The 20,178-nt window shown below is 36.9% G+C and carries 19 protein-coding genes; 2 read left to right on the top strand and 17 right to left on the bottom strand.

Annotated elements, in window-relative coordinates; translation table 11 throughout:
- Nucleotides 1-11: 11 nt before the first annotated feature.
- The 7 genes from Ana3638_RS10890 to Ana3638_RS10860 all read right to left on the bottom strand — a co-directional run bounded on the left by Ana3638_RS10890 (nt 12) and on the right by Ana3638_RS10860 (nt 7,944).
- A complete protein-coding gene (locus Ana3638_RS10890) occupies nt 12-1,310 on the bottom strand; it encodes a phenylacetate--CoA ligase family protein (RefSeq protein ID WP_161840522.1) in 1,299 nt (432 codons plus the stop codon).
- Nucleotides 1,311-1,609: 299 nt separating this feature from the next.
- Complete coding sequence (locus Ana3638_RS10885) at nt 1,610-2,032, bottom strand: ACT domain-containing protein (RefSeq protein WP_161838044.1); 423 nt, start codon at nt 2,030-2,032, stop codon at nt 1,610-1,612.
- A 12-nt stretch (nt 2,033-2,044) separates the two neighbouring features.
- Nucleotides 2,045-2,626, bottom strand: coding sequence for an indolepyruvate oxidoreductase subunit beta (locus Ana3638_RS10880; protein WP_161838043.1), 582 nt, complete (start codon nt 2,624-2,626; stop codon nt 2,045-2,047).
- A 4-nt stretch (nt 2,627-2,630) separates the two neighbouring features.
- Entirely contained in the window at nt 2,631-4,388 is a 1,758-nt protein-coding gene (gene iorA / locus Ana3638_RS10875; RefSeq protein WP_408609509.1) for an indolepyruvate ferredoxin oxidoreductase subunit alpha, read from the bottom strand.
- 277 nt (nt 4,389-4,665) lie between these two features.
- On the bottom strand, nt 4,666-5,973 hold the full coding sequence (locus Ana3638_RS10870) for a phenylacetate--CoA ligase family protein (RefSeq protein ID WP_161838041.1): 1,308 nt from the start codon (nt 5,971-5,973) through the stop codon (nt 4,666-4,668).
- Nucleotides 5,970-7,463, bottom strand: a complete 1,494-nt coding sequence (locus tag Ana3638_RS10865) for a sodium:solute symporter family protein (RefSeq protein WP_161838040.1) — start codon at nt 7,461-7,463, stop codon at nt 5,970-5,972. The genes Ana3638_RS10870 and Ana3638_RS10865 overlap by 4 nt, the downstream gene beginning before the upstream one ends.
- 205 nt (nt 7,464-7,668) lie before the next feature.
- Nucleotides 7,669-7,944: a DUF1294 domain-containing protein gene (locus tag Ana3638_RS10860; RefSeq protein ID WP_161838039.1), complete on the bottom strand. Its 276-nt coding sequence runs from the start codon at nt 7,942-7,944 to the stop codon at nt 7,669-7,671.
- A gap of 252 nt (nt 7,945-8,196) precedes the next feature.
- Between Ana3638_RS10860 and Ana3638_RS10855 the strand changes: the two genes are divergently transcribed.
- Nucleotides 8,197-8,730 carry a GNAT family N-acetyltransferase gene (locus Ana3638_RS10855; RefSeq protein WP_161838038.1) on the top strand — a complete coding sequence of 178 codons (534 nt, stop codon included), beginning with the start codon at nt 8,197-8,199 and terminating at the stop codon, nt 8,728-8,730.
- Between the two features lie 125 nt (nt 8,731-8,855).
- Here the strand turns inward: Ana3638_RS10855 and Ana3638_RS10850 are convergent, their stop codons facing one another.
- The gene (locus Ana3638_RS10850) at nt 8,856-10,367 is read right to left on the bottom strand and encodes an L-fucose/L-arabinose isomerase family protein (protein WP_161838037.1); all 1,512 of its coding nucleotides are present in this window, start codon (nt 10,365-10,367) and stop codon (nt 8,856-8,858) included.
- A gap of 162 nt (nt 10,368-10,529) precedes the next feature.
- Between Ana3638_RS10850 and Ana3638_RS10845 the strand changes: the two genes are divergently transcribed.
- On the top strand, nt 10,530-11,396 hold the full coding sequence (locus tag Ana3638_RS10845) for an AraC family transcriptional regulator (protein WP_246240998.1): 867 nt from the start codon (nt 10,530-10,532) through the stop codon (nt 11,394-11,396).
- A 68-nt stretch (nt 11,397-11,464) separates the two neighbouring features.
- Here the strand turns inward: Ana3638_RS10845 and Ana3638_RS10840 are convergent, their stop codons facing one another.
- From Ana3638_RS10840 to Ana3638_RS10805, 9 genes are all read right to left on the bottom strand, one after another.
- Nucleotides 11,465-11,647 (bottom strand): hypothetical protein, encoded by a 183-nt coding sequence (locus tag Ana3638_RS10840; RefSeq protein WP_161838035.1) that lies wholly within the window; start codon nt 11,645-11,647, stop codon nt 11,465-11,467.
- 251 nt (nt 11,648-11,898) lie between these two features.
- Complete coding sequence (locus Ana3638_RS26220) at nt 11,899-12,219, bottom strand: GNAT family N-acetyltransferase (RefSeq protein ID WP_330587983.1); 321 nt, start codon at nt 12,217-12,219, stop codon at nt 11,899-11,901.
- Entirely contained in the window at nt 12,186-12,458 is a 273-nt protein-coding gene (locus Ana3638_RS26215; RefSeq protein WP_330587982.1) for a GNAT family protein, read from the bottom strand. Before Ana3638_RS26215 ends, Ana3638_RS26220 begins: the two co-directional genes overlap by 34 nt.
- Before the next feature lie 131 nt (nt 12,459-12,589).
- Nucleotides 12,590-14,125 carry a DUF5605 domain-containing protein gene (locus tag Ana3638_RS10830; RefSeq protein ID WP_202621600.1) on the bottom strand — a complete coding sequence of 512 codons (1,536 nt, stop codon included), beginning with the start codon at nt 14,123-14,125 and terminating at the stop codon, nt 12,590-12,592.
- Between the two features lie 24 nt (nt 14,126-14,149).
- Nucleotides 14,150-14,989 (bottom strand): carbohydrate ABC transporter permease, encoded by an 840-nt coding sequence (locus Ana3638_RS10825; protein WP_161838034.1) that lies wholly within the window; start codon nt 14,987-14,989, stop codon nt 14,150-14,152.
- Between the two features lie 13 nt (nt 14,990-15,002).
- A complete protein-coding gene (locus Ana3638_RS10820; RefSeq protein WP_246240995.1) occupies nt 15,003-15,887 on the bottom strand; it encodes a carbohydrate ABC transporter permease in 885 nt (294 codons plus the stop codon).
- A gap of 262 nt (nt 15,888-16,149) precedes the next feature.
- Nucleotides 16,150-17,490 carry an ABC transporter substrate-binding protein gene (locus Ana3638_RS10815; protein WP_161838033.1) on the bottom strand — a complete coding sequence of 447 codons (1,341 nt, stop codon included), beginning with the start codon at nt 17,488-17,490 and terminating at the stop codon, nt 16,150-16,152.
- A 353-nt stretch (nt 17,491-17,843) separates the two neighbouring features.
- On the bottom strand, nt 17,844-18,869 hold the full coding sequence (locus Ana3638_RS10810; protein WP_161838032.1) for a LacI family DNA-binding transcriptional regulator: 1,026 nt from the start codon (nt 18,867-18,869) through the stop codon (nt 17,844-17,846).
- Nucleotides 18,870-19,096: 227 nt separating this feature from the next.
- Nucleotides 19,097-20,143 carry an NAD(P)-dependent alcohol dehydrogenase gene (locus Ana3638_RS10805; RefSeq protein WP_161838031.1) on the bottom strand — a complete coding sequence of 349 codons (1,047 nt, stop codon included), beginning with the start codon at nt 20,141-20,143 and terminating at the stop codon, nt 19,097-19,099.
- Nucleotides 20,144-20,178 lie beyond the last annotated feature (35 nt).

The following is a 20,178-nucleotide window of genomic DNA, read 5'->3' as shown; positions in this document are numbered from 1 at the left end:
ACTATATAATTTTATATCAATTTACGCTTGTCGATTACACGTTTGGCTTTTCCTTCACTTCTCTCAATGGTTTTCGGCTCCACCAGTTTAACTTTAACTGCCAGACCAAGCGCGGCCTGGAGTACATGTGCAATCTTTTTTGTTAAGTCTTCCAGAATTTTAATTTCATCTGAGAAGAATCTCTCTTCTACCTCTACCCATACTTCCAAAACATCCAAATTATTTATCCTGTCAACGATAAGCAGGTAATGAGGGCTGGTCTCTCCGATTTCCAAAAGTGCTGCTTCCACCTGGGATGGAAATACATTAACTCCTCGAATTATTAACATATCATCGGAACGTCCTTTAAATCTGGAGATTCTGGCTAATGTCCGCCCACATTCACATTTATCATAAGTTATGCTGGTTAAATCCTTGGTACGGTAACGGAATAAGGGCAGCGCCTCTTTGGTAACAGTGGTAAATACCAGCTCTCCTGTTTCACCTTCTGCAACGGGTTCCAATGTCTCCGGGTTAATAACTTCCGGTATAAAATGATCTTCATAGACATGAAGTCCATTATGGTATTCACAGTCAGCTGCAACACCCGGTCCCATAATCTCACTTAATCCATAGATATCATAAGCCTTAATATTCAGTTTCGTTTCAATCTCTTTACGCATGTTCTCAGTCCAGGGTTCAGCGCCGAGAATAGCCGCTTTTAGTTTAATTTTATCAATTTTGCCTGCTTCCTGTAACGTTTCTGCTATATGGAGTAAATATGACGGGGTACAGGCAATAACCGTACATCCAAAGTCTTCCATCATGGTTATCTGTTTTTTTGTATTTCCGGAAGACATGGGTATTACGGTTGCTCCCAGATTTTCCGCACCATAATGTACCCCTAGTCCGCCTGTAAATAAACCATATCCATAGGATACCTGTATCTTATCACTCTTTCCGACGCCCGCCATAGCTAATACTCTTGCAACACATTCCTGCCAGATTTCAATATCCCTTCTGGAATACCCTACAACAGTAGCTTTACCCGTTGTACCGGAAGATGCATGTACTCTTACAATTTCAGACTGTGGAATTGCAAATAAACCAAACGGATAATTATCTCTTAAATCATTTTTTGTAGTAAAGGGAAGTTTATTTAAATCTTCAATACCCCTGATATCACCGGGTTCCAAACCTAACTGCTGCATTTTTTTACGATAAAATTCAACATTATGATAAACTCTGTCTACCATTTTAACAAGTCTGGCACTTTGAAGATTTCTCATTTCATCGCGGCCCATACATTCTTTTGTTTCATTCCATATCATAATTAAACCCATTGCATAACACATCTGCTCACAGATGTGTTACTGCCATAAAATGTGAAACAACAAGTTTCACAGGTTGAAAGAATCTATTTATGGCATTCCTTTCTTTTCTTATATTTTCTTCAACCTAGCTACCTAACTCTCATACATAACGCATCTGTTGGCAGATGTATTACTGCCTAACATAATTATGCTTTTTGGTTCATTCACACTAACGCCCATGCCCTTTGGGCAAAAATCGTGAAGAATAGCGTCTTTTGCTATTCTTTTAATGGCTCGCATGTTGTTGGCGAGACTATTCACACTATTTCTTCCTGGTCTATCACTTTAACCCCATTTGCCTTTAAGGTTAAATAACCTTTTTCCATATTATCCAAATGAATTACCATAAGCGGAGACTTGCCGTCCCTGATTACAAAGGAATATATGTAGTTGATAGTTAAACCGGCAATTGAAATAATATTCAGTACCCTGTCAAGATCCCCCGGTTTATCTTCCAATTCTACTGCTAATACATCCGTAATCTTAACTACAAACCCTTTACTGGTTAAAATCTCCTTCGTATATTCCGGTTTATCCACAATCATACGCATAATACCAAATTCAGGAGAATCAAAGGAAGATATGGCTCTTAAATTAATTCCATTCTCTCTTAATACTGTTGTTATCTTCGCCAGACTGCCAATTTCATTTTCTACAAAAACCGAGAGTTGTTTCAGCATGATTTCCTCCTTTTATGAAAGGGTTTGAAGATTATATCCTGCTTCAAAAGCCTGTTTGTTAATATCTATTGTTTTCGGCGGTACGGTATTTTCAATTACTTTCAGCCATTCTTCTTTCGTAAAGTTCATGTGCTGAGCTGCTATACCCAGTATGATTATGTTAAACGTTTTTGTATTACCCAATCTCTTGGCTTCATTAATGGCATCTACCTGAATCACCTTAAATTTCTTGGAAAGATTCTCTATAATATTTTCCGGATATTCTGTAGCTCCGATAACCACAGGCATGGGATCGATTCTTTGATCATTTATGATTAAAACACCGTCTTCTTTCAGAAAATGAGCATATCTTAAAGCTTCCAGCCTTTCAAAAGCGATTAACACATCTGCCTGACCGGCTTCTACAATCGGTTCTGCAACTTTATCCCCGAAACGCACGAAAGTAACAACACTTCCGCCTCTTTGAGCCATACCGTGTACCTCGGATAATTTTACGTCATAACCTGCCTGCATGGTAATACCGCCTAATATACGGCTTGTAAGCAGAGTTCCCTGACCACCGACACCAACAATCATAATATTCTTAGTTTTCATGTCATTACACCTCTACTTTCTCTATCGCATTAAATTTACATAAGCCATAACATAATCCGCAACCGTTACACATGGTTTCATTTATTCCGGTAGTACCGTCTTCTTTTTTCGTAATGGCCGGACAACCGGGTTTTAAGCACATTCCGCATTTTTTACATGCTTCAGCTTTTACTCTGTACTGACTGCTTATTTTTTTCTTATTTAATAACACACAAGGTGCTTTTGTGATAATGACAGAAATCTCATCTCTGGCAGTCTCTTCTTTTATAACCTTTGTTAGCTGATCCGTGTCAAATGCCGGAACCACTACCACATGGTTAATTCCTATGGACCTGCAAAGTCCTGGAATATCAATAGAATAGGTTACATCTCCCATTAAAGTTTTACCGGTGGCAGCATGATCCTGATGACCGGTCATACCTGTGGTTGAATTATCCAGAATTAATACGGTTCCGGTACTTTGGTTGTATACCATATTCATTAATGAATTAATACCTGTATGAAGAAAAGTGGAATCACCGATAACAGCCACCCAGTTTTTGATATAATCCTTACCCTTTGCTTTTTCCATTCCATGTAAGGTACTGATACTTGCTCCCATACATACCGTGGTATCTACTACACTTAACGGAGCTACTGCACCAAGAGTATAACAGCCGATATCTCCTGCCGCATGTATTTTTAATTTATTTAATATAGAATAAACGCTTCTGTGCGGACATCCCGGACACAGAATCGGCGGCCGTTGTGGTACTTCTTCCGGTTTATTTAATTTTAGTTTTTCTCCAAGTATGGCTGTCCTCAGTAAATTGGCACTGTATTCACCCTGAAGCGTAAAGATTTCCTTACCGATTGCTTTAATTCCCCAGGATTTAACCTGCTCTTCAATTATTGGATCTAATTCTTCCACTATGTATAATTTATCAACTTTAGCTGCAAATTCTTCAATTAATTTTTTTGGAAGAGGATTCACTAAACCTAATTTTAATACGGAAGCATCCGGCAATGCTTCTTTTACATATTGATACGGAATTCCAGAGGTAATGATGCCGATTCCGGTATCCTGATATTCTACTTTGTTAATCGGAAAACCGCACCCATCTTCCGCTAATGCAATCTCCCTTTGTTCCACCACCACATGCCTGTTTTTTGCATTTCCCGGCATCATAACATTTTTTGCAGTGTTCCTTTCATAGGGTTTATCCTCCGGTTCAAACCTGTCATCTAATTCCACCATACCCTGGGAATGGGATAATCTTGTAGTACTGCGTACGATTACCGGCGTATCATATTTTTCACTTAAATCAAAAGCATATTTCATAAATTCTTTTGCTTCCGCACTGTCGGACGGCTCTAAGACCGGTACTTTGGCAGCTCTGGCAACTGCTCTGGTATCCTGTTCATTCTGGGAACTATAAAGACCGGGGTCATCGGCAACTACTGCAACCAATCCACCTGTAACACCAATATAGGAAACGGTAAATAAGGGATCTGCCGCTACATTTAACCCAACATGTTTCATAGAAGCCATGGCACGGACACCGCTCATGGAGGCTCCTATGGCTACCTCCATAGCCACTTTTTCATTGGGTGACCACTCAGCATAAATCTCCTTATATTTAATAATGTTTTCACTTATTTCTGTACTTGGTGTCCCGGGATAAGCCGCGGAAACTTTAACTCCTGCTTCATAGGCACCCCTGGCAAATGCTTCATTTCCCAACATGATTACTTTGTCTTTCACTATAATGTCTCCTTTCATTTAATGAGGCTTTATTGGTAATTGCAAAACTATGTAATTTTTCGAATATACCAACTGATACGAATTCTTATAGCCTCAATCTGCCTTTCATGTGTATATTAATGAAACCCGCTTGGCAAAGCCAAGCTCTTTAACTCAAATTTCTTAGATCTGTGACTCGCTTGGCAAAGCCAAGCTCTTTAACTTAAGTTTCGCAGATCTGTGACTCGCTTGGCAAAGCCAAGCTCTTTAACTTAAGTTTCGCAGATCTGTGACCCGCTTGGCAAAGCCAAGCTCTTTAACTTAAGTTTCGCAGATCTGTGACTCGCTTGGCTTTACCTTCAAATCGCTGCAGGCTTCTTGGCGCTACCAGTTTAATATTAGCATCCAGACCCAGAACAACTTTTAAGTTACCGTGAATTTTTTTATTTAACTCTTCTAATCTGGCATAGGATTCTAGTAAGGTATCGTCTACTAATTCTACCTTAATTTCCATTGTATCAAGATGGTTTTTTCTATCTACAATAATTTCATAATGAGGACCGATTTCAGAAGTTTTTAATAATACTTCTTCTATCTGGGAAGGAAATACATTAACTCCTCTTATAATCAGCATATCGTCGGAACGGCCGGATAAGTTCTCCATTCTTACCGTAGTTCTTCCGCATTTGCAGGGTTCATACATAAGTCTTGTGATATCCTTTGTCCTATAACGGATTAATGGGAGAGCTTCTTTGGTGATACAGGTAATAACTAATTCGCCCTTGAAACCTTGAGGTAATACTTCACCGGTTGCCGGATCAATTATTTCAGGAATGAAATGATCTTCGTTAATATGCATTCCCTTTAGTTCCAGACATTCTCCGGAAACACCCGGACCCATTAACTCACTCATACCATAGTTTTGGGTTACCTTCATATTTCTTCCCCAAAGTTTATACATCTCTTCTCTCATAGGTTCCGTCATACCCTCACCACCAAATAAACCTATTTTAACCTTTAGATCCGTTGCCGGATCAATCCCCATATTTTTTGCAACTTCTGCGATATGTAAGGCATAGGAGGGAGTGGCAACCAATAATGTGGTTTCAAAATCTTTCATATACATAATCTGTTTTTGTGTATTACCGGATGAAGTAGGACAGACGCTGGCACCTAAATTCTCCAAACCATAATGAAGTCCCAAAGCTCCTGTGAACATCCCGTAGCCAAAACAGATCTGCGCCACATCTTCTTTTGTGGCACCGCCTAATACCGCTATTCTGGTGACTAATTCGGTCCAGACTTTTAAATCTTTTCTGGTATAACCAACTACGGTAGGTTTCCCGGTTGTACCGGAAGAAGCATGTATACGCACCAACTCACTTTTTGGTACTGTAAATAAGCCAAAGGGATAATTATCTCTTAAATCCTTTTTATTAGTGAATGGTAGATTCTTTAAATCTTCCAGTGATTGAACATGTTCCGGTTTTATCCCGTTTTCTTCCATCTTTATACGATAAGCCGGAACCTTATCATATACACGCTTTACCGTTTCTTTTAATCTTGCCAGCTGAAGTTGTTCCAGTTCAGCTCTCGGCAAACTTTCTTCTTTTGCCCAAATCATAAATCAGCCTCCATATTTTCGGTTTTGTTAAATATATATTCAATATGTGCTTGTTCATAAAGCCTTGTTACCAGGCTTACAACATATAATACCAGAATCGGTATTATCATTGCACAGGCACTTACCGTCGTAATCATAGGACTGTTGATGGAATATTTCATAACACCCACTGCCATTATTATTATTGCGGATATTATACTTGCATACACACCAGTTTTCGTTGCGTTTTTCCAATACAGACCCATTAAATACGGAGCCAGCATACAGCCGGACACCACTCCCCAGGAAAGGGAATTCAGACTTAATATAGGGCTGTTACCCGTAGCCAGAAAATAAGCAGCAGCTACAAATACGATACAGCATATCCGAAGCAGGGTAACTGTATTTTTATCGTTTAATTTATCACCGGTTATAGGTTTTACCAAATCCATTACAAAAGTCGTACTGGACGCAAGCACTATGGATGCCAGGGTTGACATGGACGCTGCCAGAATAACAACTAATAAGATTCCGATAACAATCTTTGGAAGCGTTTGGTTAATTACCATTGGTACAATCTTATCATAAACCAATTTACCATCTACTGTAAATTTATTTTCGTCATTATTGAGAATTAAACGGCTCATGGTGCCCATTGTATATGCTCCCGTTGTAATAATTACCGCAAATAGAGTGGAAACGATTTTTGCAGTAGGAATGGATTTTTCGCTTTTTATGGTATAGAATTTACTAACCATCTGCGGCAGTCCCCAGGTTCCTAAGCTGGTCATTATTACCAGGGATAAAATAGGCAACGCGGTATCTTTCGTTAATGGTTTAATTAAATCCGGGTCAATATTCTTTAGACCCTCGATACCGTGGGTAATTCCATTTACTTCAGGAGCTGCCACGATAAAATATATTAAAAGGCAAACACCAATTATCATAATAACACCTTGTATAAAATCAGCTATGGATGCGGCTATAAATCCCCCTGTAAATAAATATAAGGCTGTGATTACTGTCATAATTAACATAATTACTCTTTCATTCATATTAAACGTAATTTGAAACAGATATCCCAGTCCTTTGTATACAGACGCTGCATACGGAACTAAAAAGACAAAAATAATCAGGGAAGAGATAATCTTAAGTTTCGGATCTTTATAACGAATACCAAAAAACTGAGGCATGGTGGCTGCTCCCAGCCTTTGTGTCATTTCTCTTGTCCTTGCTCCTAGTACTTTCCATGCTAAATATGTACCTAACAGTGAATTACCGATTACTATCCAAAATGCTCCAAGTCCAAAGGTCCATCCGTTTTTACCTGCATGTCCGATTAAAATAACCGCAGAAAAATAAGCCGTACCATAAGAAAATGCCGACATCCATGACGGAATGGAACGCCCCCCTAAAGCGTAATCATTGACATTTTTCGTACGGGCTTTCGAATAGAAACTAACCCCCATCATGATTGCTAAATAAACAACTAAGCAGATTATGTACTCCATATACCTTCTCCTTATATAATAAATTGTTGCGCTTTGCTGTGTTACGGTTTAAAGCGTTTAAACATCACAGCTTTAGTGCGTTAAATTTATTATACTCTAGATAAGTTTTGTTTTCAATGAGACATTTAAAATCTGCCATATATATTTTTATGTAAGTCATTTCTTCCTTATACAGAAAGATTTAGGCTTTAAAAAAACTCCATTCTTATAATGTGAGCAAAAAAATAATCAGTATTACCTGTATAATCAAGATTGCCGGCATACCAATCATAAAACGGTAATGTTTCGTTTTATGATGAAAGAGGAACATACCTAAGATGGATCCGACACTTCCTCCGATTATTGCAAAAGTAAAAAGTGTTTTCTCCTTTATCCGCCATTGATTTTTCTTAGCTTTCTGCTTATCAATACCCATAACCAGGAAACCTGCGAGATTAATTACAGTTAAATATACGATACAAATTAAAAAAAGTAGTTTCATTTATTACTTTATTCCTTTCTTACCGCTATCTCTTTATATTTTATAGTTCTTCTATTAACTTACCAATCCATTAATTATTTTACATTGGTGTGGAAATAAAGTCCAGGCAAAAATTACTATAATTATTATTTCCGTTGCTTGTTATAATTTTACAGAATATAATCTTATTGGAAATAGTTTTTTTGATTTCAGATAAAGGCGGTATTCTGAGCCATACAATTGAAATCATAATAAAAGCATAAAGGAGATAGCATGAAAGAAATAGAAACGCAAAGGTTACGTCTCCGCAGCTTCAGACCTGAAGACTGGAAAGATTTACATGAATATCTTTCCGATGAAGATGTGGTAAAATTCGAACCTTATGAAACATATACGGAAGAAGAAAGCAGGCAGGAAGCTATTAACCGTTCCGGCAACGACGCTTTTTGGGCTGTTATATTAAAAGAAAATAATAAATTAATCGGAAATATTTATTTTGAAAAACAGGAATTTGAAACTTGGGAAATCGGTTATGTCTTTCATACCGCTTACCAGAAGTTTGGTTACGCTACGGAAAGTGCACGGGCTATTATGGATTATGCCTTTTATAATCTTAATGCAAGACGTATTGTCGCAAGATGCGATACGAAGAATACGGCATCATGGAAACTTCTGGAACGTCTACATATGAGGAGGGAAGGTCATTACCGTAAACTAAGATATTTTAAAATGGATAAAGAGAATCTTCCCATCTGGATAGATGCTTATGAATACGCAATTCTATCTGAAGAATGGAATCAAAATTAAAACAAGAGATTTATTTAAATTCCAGGGCTGCTTAAATCTTATGCAAGTTAAGCTGTAGTAAGATTTTTAGGCAGCCCCTTAAAGAGTTCCATATTTTATATAGCAGAAACAGAAGTATAGAATAGTTATTTGAGTTCTATATGATTTATATTTAAAAGATCAGCAACCTTTCGGAAAAGTGAGGCATTATGGCCAACTGACATCGCAAAATGATGGGTCGGCGCTTCAGTAAACCACTGTTCCATATAGGTATCCGGATCTTTTTTGAATTTAACCGGAGTTTGTGTATTTCCAATGGTCATAATCGTACCATCGGTAGATTCTGCTTCACTGGATATCATCTTTAATTTGCCGTCACCGGTTTGTGTCATATTTAAAGTTGTAATATTTCCTGTTCTTACCTTTGCTTCCACGGAAACGCCTGTGCCCTGTTTCCCATGATAAAGCCCCATTCCTCTTAAAATCGGTTTTCCTTTAGCAATCTCCAGATGGAATGGTCCGTCATGTCCTAAAAGTATCGTTCCGTCCACATAGTCAGTAACAACTATTTCACAGAAACTTCCGCCGACACCTAAAATATCACAAATTTTCATAGCAAGGGCTGTTTTTAAATCACCCTCACCGGAGCAAGGTATCCCTTTTGCTGTTAATAAGGAATGTCCAACAATAAAACCACCCTGTAATTTTTCATATTCACCTTCGGGTGCGCCGTGGTAATAATAGGTTAATGAATCCAGATTATATTCTTTTACCAATCTTTCCTGAGCAGCAGCAACTTTAGCTGACCAATAAAGCTGTTCCTCGGTAGGTTTTTTTGCAATGGGATCCGCCGCAGAATCTTCACTGATTTCAAACATATTATATATTTCCGATATTTTATCTTTAATTTCCTCCTCTGTTACCAGTTTCATCTGACGGTCTAAATCGCACATCTCCAATACTTCAATATGAACACCTGTCTGGGCTTGTACCATAGTAAAATCGCTGTACATATCAAGCATTCCGCTGTAAGTATTACCTAGGAAACCAAATCTGGCATGGCTTAATGCACTTTTTACGCCTGCGGCTTTTATCCATTCTTCTATCTCTCTCCATGCACGTACTGCTTCCGGTCTATTTTCTGTTACTTCATCGGTCAGAGAAATATCAGTTGTATAATTAAGACCTAGTAAACCATTTATAACACGATATTTTATACCTGCACGGTTAAATGCATTGGAAATTTCCGGTACCACACAGGCTCCGCAAAAAGCGAGCCATTCTCCGGTGGTTGTTTTTTCATAATTAATTCGTGCTGTAGGCTGTAAATTAAGTACAACAACCGGTGCCTTTGAAGCCTGATGTACCGGAAGTACACAGTCACTGGTAACATAAGTACCACTGTGACAAAAGATCAAGTCCACCTTGTTTTCATTAAAATAATCACCGGCATTTCTTCCGGAATCTGCGGTATCCACTAACCCATAGTTAAAAATTTCCGCATTGGCGAATCCGGCCATTTTATTTTCAATAAATTTTCCGTATTCCATCATTCTTTCTTTTAATCCGGGAAACTGGCTCCAATAAGTTTTTAGCCCTACGGTATATAATCCGATTCTCGGCTTTTTTGTTTCTTTTATATGCATCATTTTTGACATATGATATCCTCCTGTTTTTCATATTATCTTGTAAATGTTACTGATTGCTGATATACTGATTATATCAGCATATTAAGAAATATACATCCAAGTATATTGGCTAAAAATAATAGTATCTTGTTTAATTAAATTAATAAAATTGGAAAATACATGGGGTGTAATATGAAAGATTATTTAGAACGTATCTCACTTACCTTATCCGAAAATTCAATACGTTTAATCGAAACAGCCAGCCAGACAGCTAAAAATAATTATCTGTATATACAGGAAGCCGGATATTTTCAAACAAGATACCCTTATTTTACAGAGCGGCAGAATTTGAATTCCTTTCTGCTGGTTTATACCCTATCCGGTAATGGACGTCTGCTTTATGAAGAAAAGGAGTATATTTTAGGTAAAGGAACCGTATTTCTTCTTAATTGTATGAATCATCATTATTATGAATCCTCTAAGGATGAACCCTGGGAAATCTTATGGATTCACTTTAACGGTTTCAATGCTTCTGTTTTTTATGAAGAATTAACGAAATATGGTTTTGGCCTTATTAACCTTACCGACACTTTTATGTTGGAGAGTACTCTTCGACGTATTATTTCCCTGCATCAAAGGAAGGATGTCCACCGTGAACTGATAACCAATCATTTAATTGTCAGTTTGTTAACGGAATTGGTATTACTTAGCATGCCCAAGGATTATTTCAGTTATAATATTCCCAAGTACATCAACCTGATAAAAAACAAGATAAATAGAGAGTACATTAATCCAATTCGTCTGGACGATTTAGCTCTTGAGTTTAATATCAGTAAATTTCATATGTCGAAAGAATTTAAAAAGTATACCGGTATTACAATCAATGAATATTTAATCGACCGGAGAATCAGTCATGCAAAAGAATTACTGAAATATTCGGAATTAGCCGTTTCTGAAATTGCCTATCATTGTGGTATCAATAATGTCAGTCATTTTATTAACTTATTTAAAGAACGGGAAGGGGTAACCCCTAATGTATTCCGCAGGGAATGGACATAATAAGGAGTTATTGCAAAAGCTGCTACATTTTGCAATAACTCCTGAAACTCACATAAACTGATTAATCCTTATTTTTTATCAGAATATTTATCCAATTCTTTTTCTATGGCTGTTAATTCTTCTTTCACAAGATCAAGTATTTTCTCCTGTCTTGACTTTATATCTTCCGGAACCGTTTTTAATTCTTCAGCAGTTTTCTCAAGCTGCTTTTTCTGCTCTGCTATAGTTTTCTGGATTCCTTCTATACCCATTACTCACCCTCCTCTCCAGTAAAATATATTAAAATAGAATTTTTATAATGAAACAAAACCAAGTTTTTATTTATATTGTACTATAATATATTCCCGACAAATTAATTGTGTTCCTCTCAAAAAGCATAAATAAATTATAAAATATGCTTTGTTAACGTAAAATGGGCCATTGAAAAAAATATTATTTTCTCAATGGCCCATTATTAAATTACTACCTTAAAATAATTTTATTGTTTAACTTCATTTCTTCCTTATTTAATCTCATCCTTTTCATTTAATAAAACCATATGTATATGATCTTCCCATTTTCCATTGATTTTTAAATAATTACGTGCTATCCCTTCATTATAAAATCCCAGTTTTGCTACTACCTTTAAGGAACGCACATTTTTAGGCATTATGTTGGCTTCAATCCTGTGAAGTCTGTAATCTTGAAACATAATTTCAATTCCCCGGCTTACGGCTTCTGTCATATATCCTTTATTAATCTCGAATCTATCCAGTTTGTACCCAAGAAAACAGGATAAAAAAACTCCCCTTACAATGTTGGTAAATGCAATTGTTCCGACCACTTTATCCGGCTCTTCTTTTTATATATCCAGAGCCTCAGGGATACATTTTGATCCATGTCCATTAAATCTTTTTCCAACAGTTTTTCCTGACAAGCTAATGTATAAAAAGATTCATCTCTCACAGCTTCCCATTCTTCCAGGAAATCTTTATTTCTCCTATAGTAATCCAATACCTGGTCTGCATTTGATTTGTCCAGTACCTTTAAGTAAAGTCTTTCTGTCTGATAAATTTGCTGCATATAACCTCCCCAAAATATAAAATTACTTGTATTAACTTATATTATAGTAAAATTAACAGAATAAATATGTTAATTTTAACACGAAAATTATTATATATCAACATAAGCGGAGAGGAGTTTTATCCACAAATTTATTTACTTTCTATACGCCGGATACGAACAGCCATATATTCTCTTCCTGGTAAATCAAGAATAAATTTACCTTTAAATATTCCCGCTTTGGTTATGGTCATATTCCAGGTATCAATGACTTCTGCCTCATACATATGAATATCATCATAATAATATTCACGGAAAGACGGTCTGTTAAATCCATAATAGTATAAGTAGTAGCCCCCATCATGGAATGGAACACTTTCAACCTTAGCAGCCACTTCATCCCACTTAGCTTCCATGGGTGCTAAGCCCAGACCAGGCGTTTCTTTTAAAATATTTAATAAAAATTGAAACCTTTCGGGACTCTCACCATGTAGTTTTCCGCCATGGGACCACCATAAAATATCATTCTCATCCATAAAAGTTTCTCCATGTCCGGCGTATCCGCCCCTTAAGGATGCTTCCCAAAATCTTCGTACCAGCTCCTGTCCGCTGATATTTCCCCATCCATGCTGGATATTACCCTCATAGGCAATCTCATCCAACACAACAGGTTTTTTATAGCGGGTTCTCCATTCGTCCACATATTCCGCTGATTTGTAGGTATCCTGACGTTGTATGCTGCAATGGGTAATCCATGGCCTTGCATAATCATAAAATGATTTACAATTATGAATGGAGCGTAAATGGTTATAGACATCTTTTTGGCAGATTATTTTTGCATAACGTTCCCAATCTTCTAATTTTTTACAGAACATCAAATCGTATTCGTTGGCAAGGGACCACCAGACATTCCGGTAAGCACTGAATCTTGCTATCACGTAATTCCAGTATAAATCGTCCTCATCCTTAGCCATCATACTAAATCCCCAGCGGTCATAAGGGTGCATGACAATAATATCTGCCTCAATGCCCAGTTCCATTAAATCTTTTATCCGTTTTTCAAACAATTGGAAGTGTTTCGGGTTAAAACGCTTGTAATCCCAGTTGTTGCCGGGAGCAGTTCCCACAAATTCATGAAAATTATCTTTCGTTAAAACCGAGTTATCACATGGAGTTCCCTCATATGGATAACTGATTGGTTCATTAAAATTATAATCATAATGTTTTGGAAAAATACAAAACCGTATTTTGTTAAATGCACTGTCTGCCAGCGTTTGTAAGGTCAATTCCTGTAACTCTTCCGATTGAAGACTCCATACATAACAGGTTGTTCCCACTGGGTAATACGGAGTACCGTCTTCATATGCAAAATGATAGGTATTCGCCACTCTGACCGGTCCATGATTATTTTTACCTGGTACTGTTACCTGAAAGGCTCCTTTATATATTTCCTCTGAAAAACTTCCTTTTATCTCAAATGTATAAGCTTCTTCAAAGGACGGCATAAATCTTACTTTATAGATACCGCCACCGTCATAAAAGCCGTCAACACACTTTTCTTCATTTTTACTGCAGAATCTTCCCTGAATCTTATAATCGGTAAATGGATTATTTTCAGTGTAACCTGGTACAGTCACTTCAAAAACATCCCACTTTTCTACCGTTTTTGCATAAATTATCTCTCTCATTGTCTCATCCTTCCTAGTAATTCATTATGATTTTACCGCTCCTGCCATACCCTCCACAAAATACCGCTGGAATACCAAGTATACAATTATTACGGGAATTACGGATATGAGAACCCCCGCACACAAATATCCATAATCCGTTCCATGTTCTCCAACAAATGTCATTAATCCTACCGGTATCGTTTTTTTCGCATTATCATTGATAATAACACTGGCTAACAGATATTCATTCCAGGTTGCCAAGAAATCGGTAATCAAAAGAGTCGCGACTGCCGGTTTGGAAATCGGGAAAATAATCCGGATAAAAAGCTGCCACTTATTACACCCGTCAATATAGGCAGCTTCATCAATATCTTTTGGGATTCCGTTCATGAATCCTCTTAAAATCAATATGGCATAGGAAATACCAAAACCTACGTATACATAAAATAAACCAAAATAGGTATTAAGAAGTTTTAGCTTACTGTATATTACGTTAATGGGTACCAAAGCCGCCTGCATCGGCAGCATCATACCAATCAGGAAAAATATAAAAAGTCCTGTTCTATGCTTAATTTTTAACCGTGTTAAAGCAAAGGATGCCAATGCACCAATAAAAATACCTAAAGGTACCTTTAAACAGGTAACAATCAGGTCATTTTTCATATAGGTGAATAAACGTCCTTTCACCATAGCGTTAATAAAATTGCTCCAGGCAATCTTATCCGGCAGTTTAAAAAGACTGATTCCGCTGTAAAAATCCTGTTTACTTTTTAGTGCCGTAGCAACTAAAGTAAACATAGGTACAATCCAAATTAAGGCTAAAATTATCAGAACCAAATAATGTAAAATCTTTTTTGCTGTTTTTTTCTGTTTTCCTTCCATTATCTTGTCCTCCTTAATTTTCTTTTGCCGTAAATGTTACATACGGAACGATTACTACAAGCATCATAATAACCATGATGCAGGCCACTGCAGTTCCAATCCCTACGTTATTATACTGGAACGTCTGAGAATACATATAGGTGGATAACATCTGGGTGGAATTATTAGGACCGCCTCCTGTTAGCCCTTGTACAACATCAAAAACTTTCATCGCTGATACAATTAATGTTGCAATGACTATTACGAATGTTTCTTTCATTAAAGGCACCGTAATATAAAAGAATTTTTTAACAGCCCCTGCACCGTCAATCGTTGCTGCCTCTAACACATCGATTGATACGGACTGCAATCCCGCTAAAAAAAGAAGTGTGGGCTGCCCCACAGCCTGCCAGAGGGATGCGGCAAATACTGCATATAAACTATACTTTGGATTGGAAATCCAGCTTTGTGAAAAATCACTGCCCAATACCTTAAATAATTGATTAATAAATCCTACGTTTGGGTTATAAATCCATCTCCAGATGATTGCTACTGCAATGGGAGCAATGACACACGGAAAATAAAAAAATCCTCGAAAAAACGTTCTTCCCAAAAATTTATTATTTAGGAGCAACGCCAGTCCAAGAGAGACTGTCATAGTCATTAAAATGGTTAACACAATCCAGATTAAATTATTTTTCAGTGCAGTGAAGAAAACTTTATCTTCAGTAAACAGCTTCAGGTAATTTTCCAGTCCTATAAACTTCATTTTCCCAATACCGTTCCAATTAAATAAACTGATATATAAAGAATAAAAGACCGGAACAACGATTACGGAAAGATATATAATACCTGCCGGAATCAAAAAGGCATATGCACTAAAATCAAATTTATTCTCTTTTTTCATATCTTTACCCATTATATGGGGCTGCTGCATGATTTCAAGTTTTTAATCTGCGCTTTCGCAAAATTTATGTAAAGAAAATGCAGCAACCCCACTGCCACTTACACTAGAATGCCGGCAGGATTGCATTTTAGTGACAAAAATAAAACAGGCTGAAAGAATCACTTTTGTGGCTTCCTTTCACTTATACTATTTTCTTTCAACCTTACTTCTCCAGTCAGTATGGCTTTGCACAATAGCTAATTACCCAGCTATTGCGCTAAAGCACAAAAACCCGTTATTTATTGTTGTAAGCTTCGATTGCTGCCTGAATATTGGCGGCTCCCTCTTCCGGAGTCATTTCTCCGTATGCAATTGCATCCTGGGCATCGAATAAAACATCTGCAACTTCTGTAGGAAGCGCCTGATCTGTGATGGTAAAGGTACCATTATCATTACTTGTTTTAATCATTTGCTCAACATTCGGTTTTCCTTCCGGCATAGCTGTGTTATTGAAAGGAAGCGGTAAATTATAATATTCTGCATACTTCTTGGCATTCTCTTCACTATAGTAATAATCCATAAATTTAATACATGCGTCTAATTTTTCATCTGTGAGATTTTTATTAAACTGAGTCATCTCAGCAAAAGAAGATAATCTGTTTGTACCTCCTGATGGGAATGCAAAGGTAGAAAATAAATTAATATCTACATCATTTTGTTCAATGGTGCCGTCATACCACTGTCCCTGAATATCCATTGCAGTTACTCCTGATGCCATATTCATAAGAGTGTCATTAGGATCTGCCGTTACAAAACCCTCCGGGAAGTAACCTTTATCGCAGAATTCCTTATATTTTGTAAGTGCTTTAATAACCGCGTCATTATTCCAGCTTTCTTCAAATGTATTTAATTTATCATGAAGTTCAGCACCTGCATAATGTTCAATTAATAGTTCAACAAATCTCATTACATGCCATCCATTTAACCCTGCAGTAGAAATAGGCACGATGCCGTTTTCTTTTAACGTAGCACAGGCCTGTTCAAACTCTTCAAATGTAGCAGGAACAGCAATGTTATATTTCTCAAAGATATCTTTGCGGTAATAAACATCCAAAACATTATAACTGGTAGGATATCCTGCTAAGGTGCCGTTTAACTGACAGAGATTTAATGCACCTGCGCTGAATTTATTTGCCCAATCATGTTCTTTTGCATAATTCGTTAAATCATATGTAAGTCCGTTCTGAGCATAAAAACCGCCTAAACTTCCACCCCAGTTAAACCACATATCGGGTAAGGTATTAGCTGTAGCTGCTACTTTACAGGCATCTTTAATTCCATCTGTATCATAATAGGAAACTGTAACTTTTATATTGCTGTTCTCTGAATTAAAAGCTTCAACGATGGGATCTACTGCTGCCTGTCTGGTAGATAACGTCCAGAATGATACTTCTACAGGTTCTCCGGAACTTGTTTCTTCCGCTTCTGTTTTGGTCCCCTCTGTTTTGGCTGTTCCGGTTTCACCGGTATTGGTGTTCCCAGCCGTAGTTGCACCATCTTTACCGCAACCGGATAAAAAAGTTGCCAGTAACATTGTAGACGTCAATAATAATGCTGTTAATTTTTTGAATTTCATGGTTATCCTCCCTTGGTTAATGATAAATTACTTTCCTACAGTTTTGTGCGCACATTCAATTGACTCGGTTTAAATTTAAATTAATTCCCCCAATTAATTTAATAATTTAAACTTTATCTAAATTTAATTTAACATATTTTAAACCAGATTTCAAGTATTTTATATAATTTTATTATTATTTTCACAATTAAATAAATTGATTTGTGCATAAATTATATCTTATTAATGATATACTATTTATTTTTTAAATTTTAATATTAAAAAAAGACGAAACCATTTTAAACAGATTCATCTTTTTAAATTTATTCTTATTAAACTTAATCTTATTAAAAAAATTTCTTTATTTTGATACCTTACTTTTTATTTATAACGCTGTTCCCAATAACAAATTCTGTATTGACCAATATCTGTATGGATTCTTTTGCTCTTCTTTTGATACGTTCCAATAATCTTCCAACCGCTATATTTGCGACATTACCATGTAATGCCCTAAGAAAGGTAGGTTGAAATCCCAATATGGCGGCACCGGGAATTTCATCAAATCCTACAATGGATACGTCCTCCGGAATCCGATATCCGAAACTTTGCAATGCTCTGGATACTCCTATGGTTACTTCGTAATTTTCAGCAAAGATGGCACTGGGAATATGCCCTTTATTTTTTATATAAGTGTACATATTATCATATATTTCCTGAGTAGTATCGCCAATATCCAGAATTCGTTCATTCTCAGCCTGCTGCAGTCTTTTTTCATTCATAAAGGAATTGCAGGCACTTCTTCTTTCATACATATTATAAAAGTCCTTGGAATTTCGCAGATACATGATATCTCTGTGTCCGCTTTCGTAAAGGTACGTTAATCCTGTTTTAACGCCCTGCCGGTTATTCAATGCGATACTATCGGTGCGCATATCTTCAAAATTATGTCCGCATACTATATATGGAATTTTAAAACCGCGCAGACATTGATAGTCTTCTTTCGTCATATAAGTAGCACCTAGAAAGACCCCTGCAACATCATCTTCTTCTTCACATTCTTTCAGTAATTTTACGAAGTCATCTTTGCTATGGTCTACAAATACCACATCCATTTTGTACCCTGCCGACCTGGCTCTTCTTGAAGCTTCCGAGTATCCCATATAAAACAAGGCATTTTCATCCGCATCAATTAATCCGCTCTTTTGCAAAAAATTATACATGCGGATGGTCTTTTCTTTTCGCTCTATTGTACTATCTCCGTTTTCCTGCGATTCCTTTATATAATTCAGTATTTTATTCCTTGTCAGCTCATTTACACCAGGCTTATTATTCAGTGCCAGTGATACGGTAGCTGTGGAGATGCCCAGTTCTCTTGCAATATCTTTTGCTTTTAGTTTCATTATACCCCACCTTGTAAAATAAATTTAAACTTTTAAATTATTTAAATTTATTTTACAAGGTAATTTAAATTATGTCAATAAATATTTAAATTATGTAATCGTATTATCTGTTTTATTATGGCAGTAGCTTTTCATACAAAAAATGCGGATAGCCATATTTCATCCGCATTTTTTATCAAATATAATAATTTTTTTATTATATCTTTATGTAAGAAAAGACGTATTTCTTATCCTATTTTAATAACTGCTTTTACGATCTCCGCCTTATTATTAACACTGTAATCCATGGCTTTTTGTGCTTCATCCAAAGAAAATTCATTGGTAACAATTCCTTTCAGATTTACCTTGCCTGCTGCCACTGCTTCAATTGCCATGGGATAAATATGACGATAACGGAATACGGTTTTTATGGTAAGTTCTTTATCTAAGATAAGACTCATTGGAAGTGTCATCTCACCGCTCTTGCTGTAACCTACCAATACTATATTGGAACCTTTCTTTGTCATAGAAACAGCTTGTTTTGTAGTGATCTCAGTACCTGCTGCTTCGACTGCCAAATCACAACCTTCACCGGCAGTCAACTCTAATATAGCTTTAACGGCATCTGTTTTACCCGCATTGATTACGGCAGTAGCTCCCAGCTCCAGCGCTTTTTCTAATCTTTTTTCCATAATATCTACTACATATACATTCATTACTCCCATAGCTTTTAATGCCATCATACAAACCAGACCGATACATCCTGCCCCCAAAACAACTGCTGTCTGACCAGCTCTGGCATTTCCCTGAATAGCCGCATGGAATCCCACAGCCAAAGGTTCTATTAAAGCACCTTCTAAGGTACTTACATTATCCGGAAGTTTAAAACATAAATCAGCTTCGTGAGCCACATATTCCTGAAAAACTCCGTCTACCGGCGGGGTAGCAAAGAAAACGACATCAGGGCATAAATTATATCTTCCTGTTTTGCAGAACTCACAATGCCCGCATGTTTTACCCGGCTCCAGCGCTACGCGGTCTCCTGCTTTTAAATGTTTTACATCCGCACCGACTTCTACTACAACACCGCCTGGCTCATGTCCCAGTACAAAGGGCGGTTCTACTATGTAATTCCCGATTCTTCCTGTTTCATAATAATGCAGATCCGATCCGCAGATTCCCACATATTCCAGTTTAACAAGTACCTCATTGTTTTTAGGGCTTGGGATCGGTCTTTGTTCAAAGCCCATTTCTCCAATACCATTCATTACCGCGACTTTCATCATTCCGTCCATAATAGTAACCTCCTAAATATTAATACACTACTTTT

This window comes from Anaerocolumna sedimenticola (assembly GCF_009931695.1).
Lineage (GTDB): Bacteria > Bacillota > Clostridia > Lachnospirales > Lachnospiraceae > Anaerocolumna > Anaerocolumna sedimenticola.
This window is presented reverse-complemented; position numbering and strand designations above follow the sequence as displayed.

What these genes read in the sequence shown, in the direction of transcription:
- Ana3638_RS10890 (WP_161840522.1), bottom strand. Translation starts at nt 1,310, where the DNA reads ATGATATGGAATGAAACAAAAGAATGTATGGGCCGCGATGAAATGAGA.
- Ana3638_RS10885 (WP_161838044.1), bottom strand. Translation starts at nt 2,032, where the DNA reads ATGCTGAAACAACTCTCGGTTTTTGTAGAAAATGAAATTGGCAGTCTG.
- Ana3638_RS10880 (WP_161838043.1), bottom strand. Translation starts at nt 2,626, where the DNA reads ATGAAAACTAAGAATATTATGATTGTTGGTGTCGGTGGTCAGGGAACT.
- iorA (WP_408609509.1), bottom strand. Translation starts at nt 4,388, where the DNA reads ATGAAAGGAGACATTATAGTGAAAGACAAAGTAATCATGTTGGGAAAT.
- Ana3638_RS10870 (WP_161838041.1), bottom strand. Translation starts at nt 5,973, where the DNA reads ATGATTTGGGCAAAAGAAGAAAGTTTGCCGAGAGCTGAACTGGAACAA.
- Ana3638_RS10865 (WP_161838040.1), bottom strand. Translation starts at nt 7,463, where the DNA reads ATGGAGTACATAATCTGCTTAGTTGTTTATTTAGCAATCATGATGGGG.
- Ana3638_RS10860 (WP_161838039.1), bottom strand. Translation starts at nt 7,944, where the DNA reads ATGAAACTACTTTTTTTAATTTGTATCGTATATTTAACTGTAATTAAT.
- Ana3638_RS10855 (WP_161838038.1), top strand. Translation starts at nt 8,197, where the DNA reads ATGAAAGAAATAGAAACGCAAAGGTTACGTCTCCGCAGCTTCAGACCT.
- Ana3638_RS10850 (WP_161838037.1), bottom strand. Translation starts at nt 10,367, where the DNA reads ATGTCAAAAATGATGCATATAAAAGAAACAAAAAAGCCGAGAATCGGA.
- Ana3638_RS10845 (WP_246240998.1), top strand. Translation starts at nt 10,530, where the DNA reads ATGAAAGATTATTTAGAACGTATCTCACTTACCTTATCCGAAAATTCA.
- Ana3638_RS10840 (WP_161838035.1), bottom strand. Translation starts at nt 11,647, where the DNA reads ATGGGTATAGAAGGAATCCAGAAAACTATAGCAGAGCAGAAAAAGCAG.
- Ana3638_RS26215 (WP_330587982.1), bottom strand. Translation starts at nt 12,458, where the DNA reads ATGCAGCAAATTTATCAGACAGAAAGACTTTACTTAAAGGTACTGGAC.
- Ana3638_RS10830 (WP_202621600.1), bottom strand. Translation starts at nt 14,125, where the DNA reads ATGAGAGAGATAATTTATGCAAAAACGGTAGAAAAGTGGGATGTTTTT.
- Ana3638_RS10825 (WP_161838034.1), bottom strand. Translation starts at nt 14,989, where the DNA reads ATGGAAGGAAAACAGAAAAAAACAGCAAAAAAGATTTTACATTATTTG.
- Ana3638_RS10820 (WP_246240995.1), bottom strand. Translation starts at nt 15,887, where the DNA reads ATGGGTAAAGATATGAAAAAAGAGAATAAATTTGATTTTAGTGCATAT.
- Ana3638_RS10815 (WP_161838033.1), bottom strand. Translation starts at nt 17,490, where the DNA reads ATGAAATTCAAAAAATTAACAGCATTATTATTGACGTCTACAATGTTA.
- Ana3638_RS10810 (WP_161838032.1), bottom strand. Translation starts at nt 18,869, where the DNA reads ATGAAACTAAAAGCAAAAGATATTGCAAGAGAACTGGGCATCTCCACA.
- Ana3638_RS10805 (WP_161838031.1), bottom strand. Translation starts at nt 20,143, where the DNA reads ATGGACGGAATGATGAAAGTCGCGGTAATGAATGGTATTGGAGAAATG.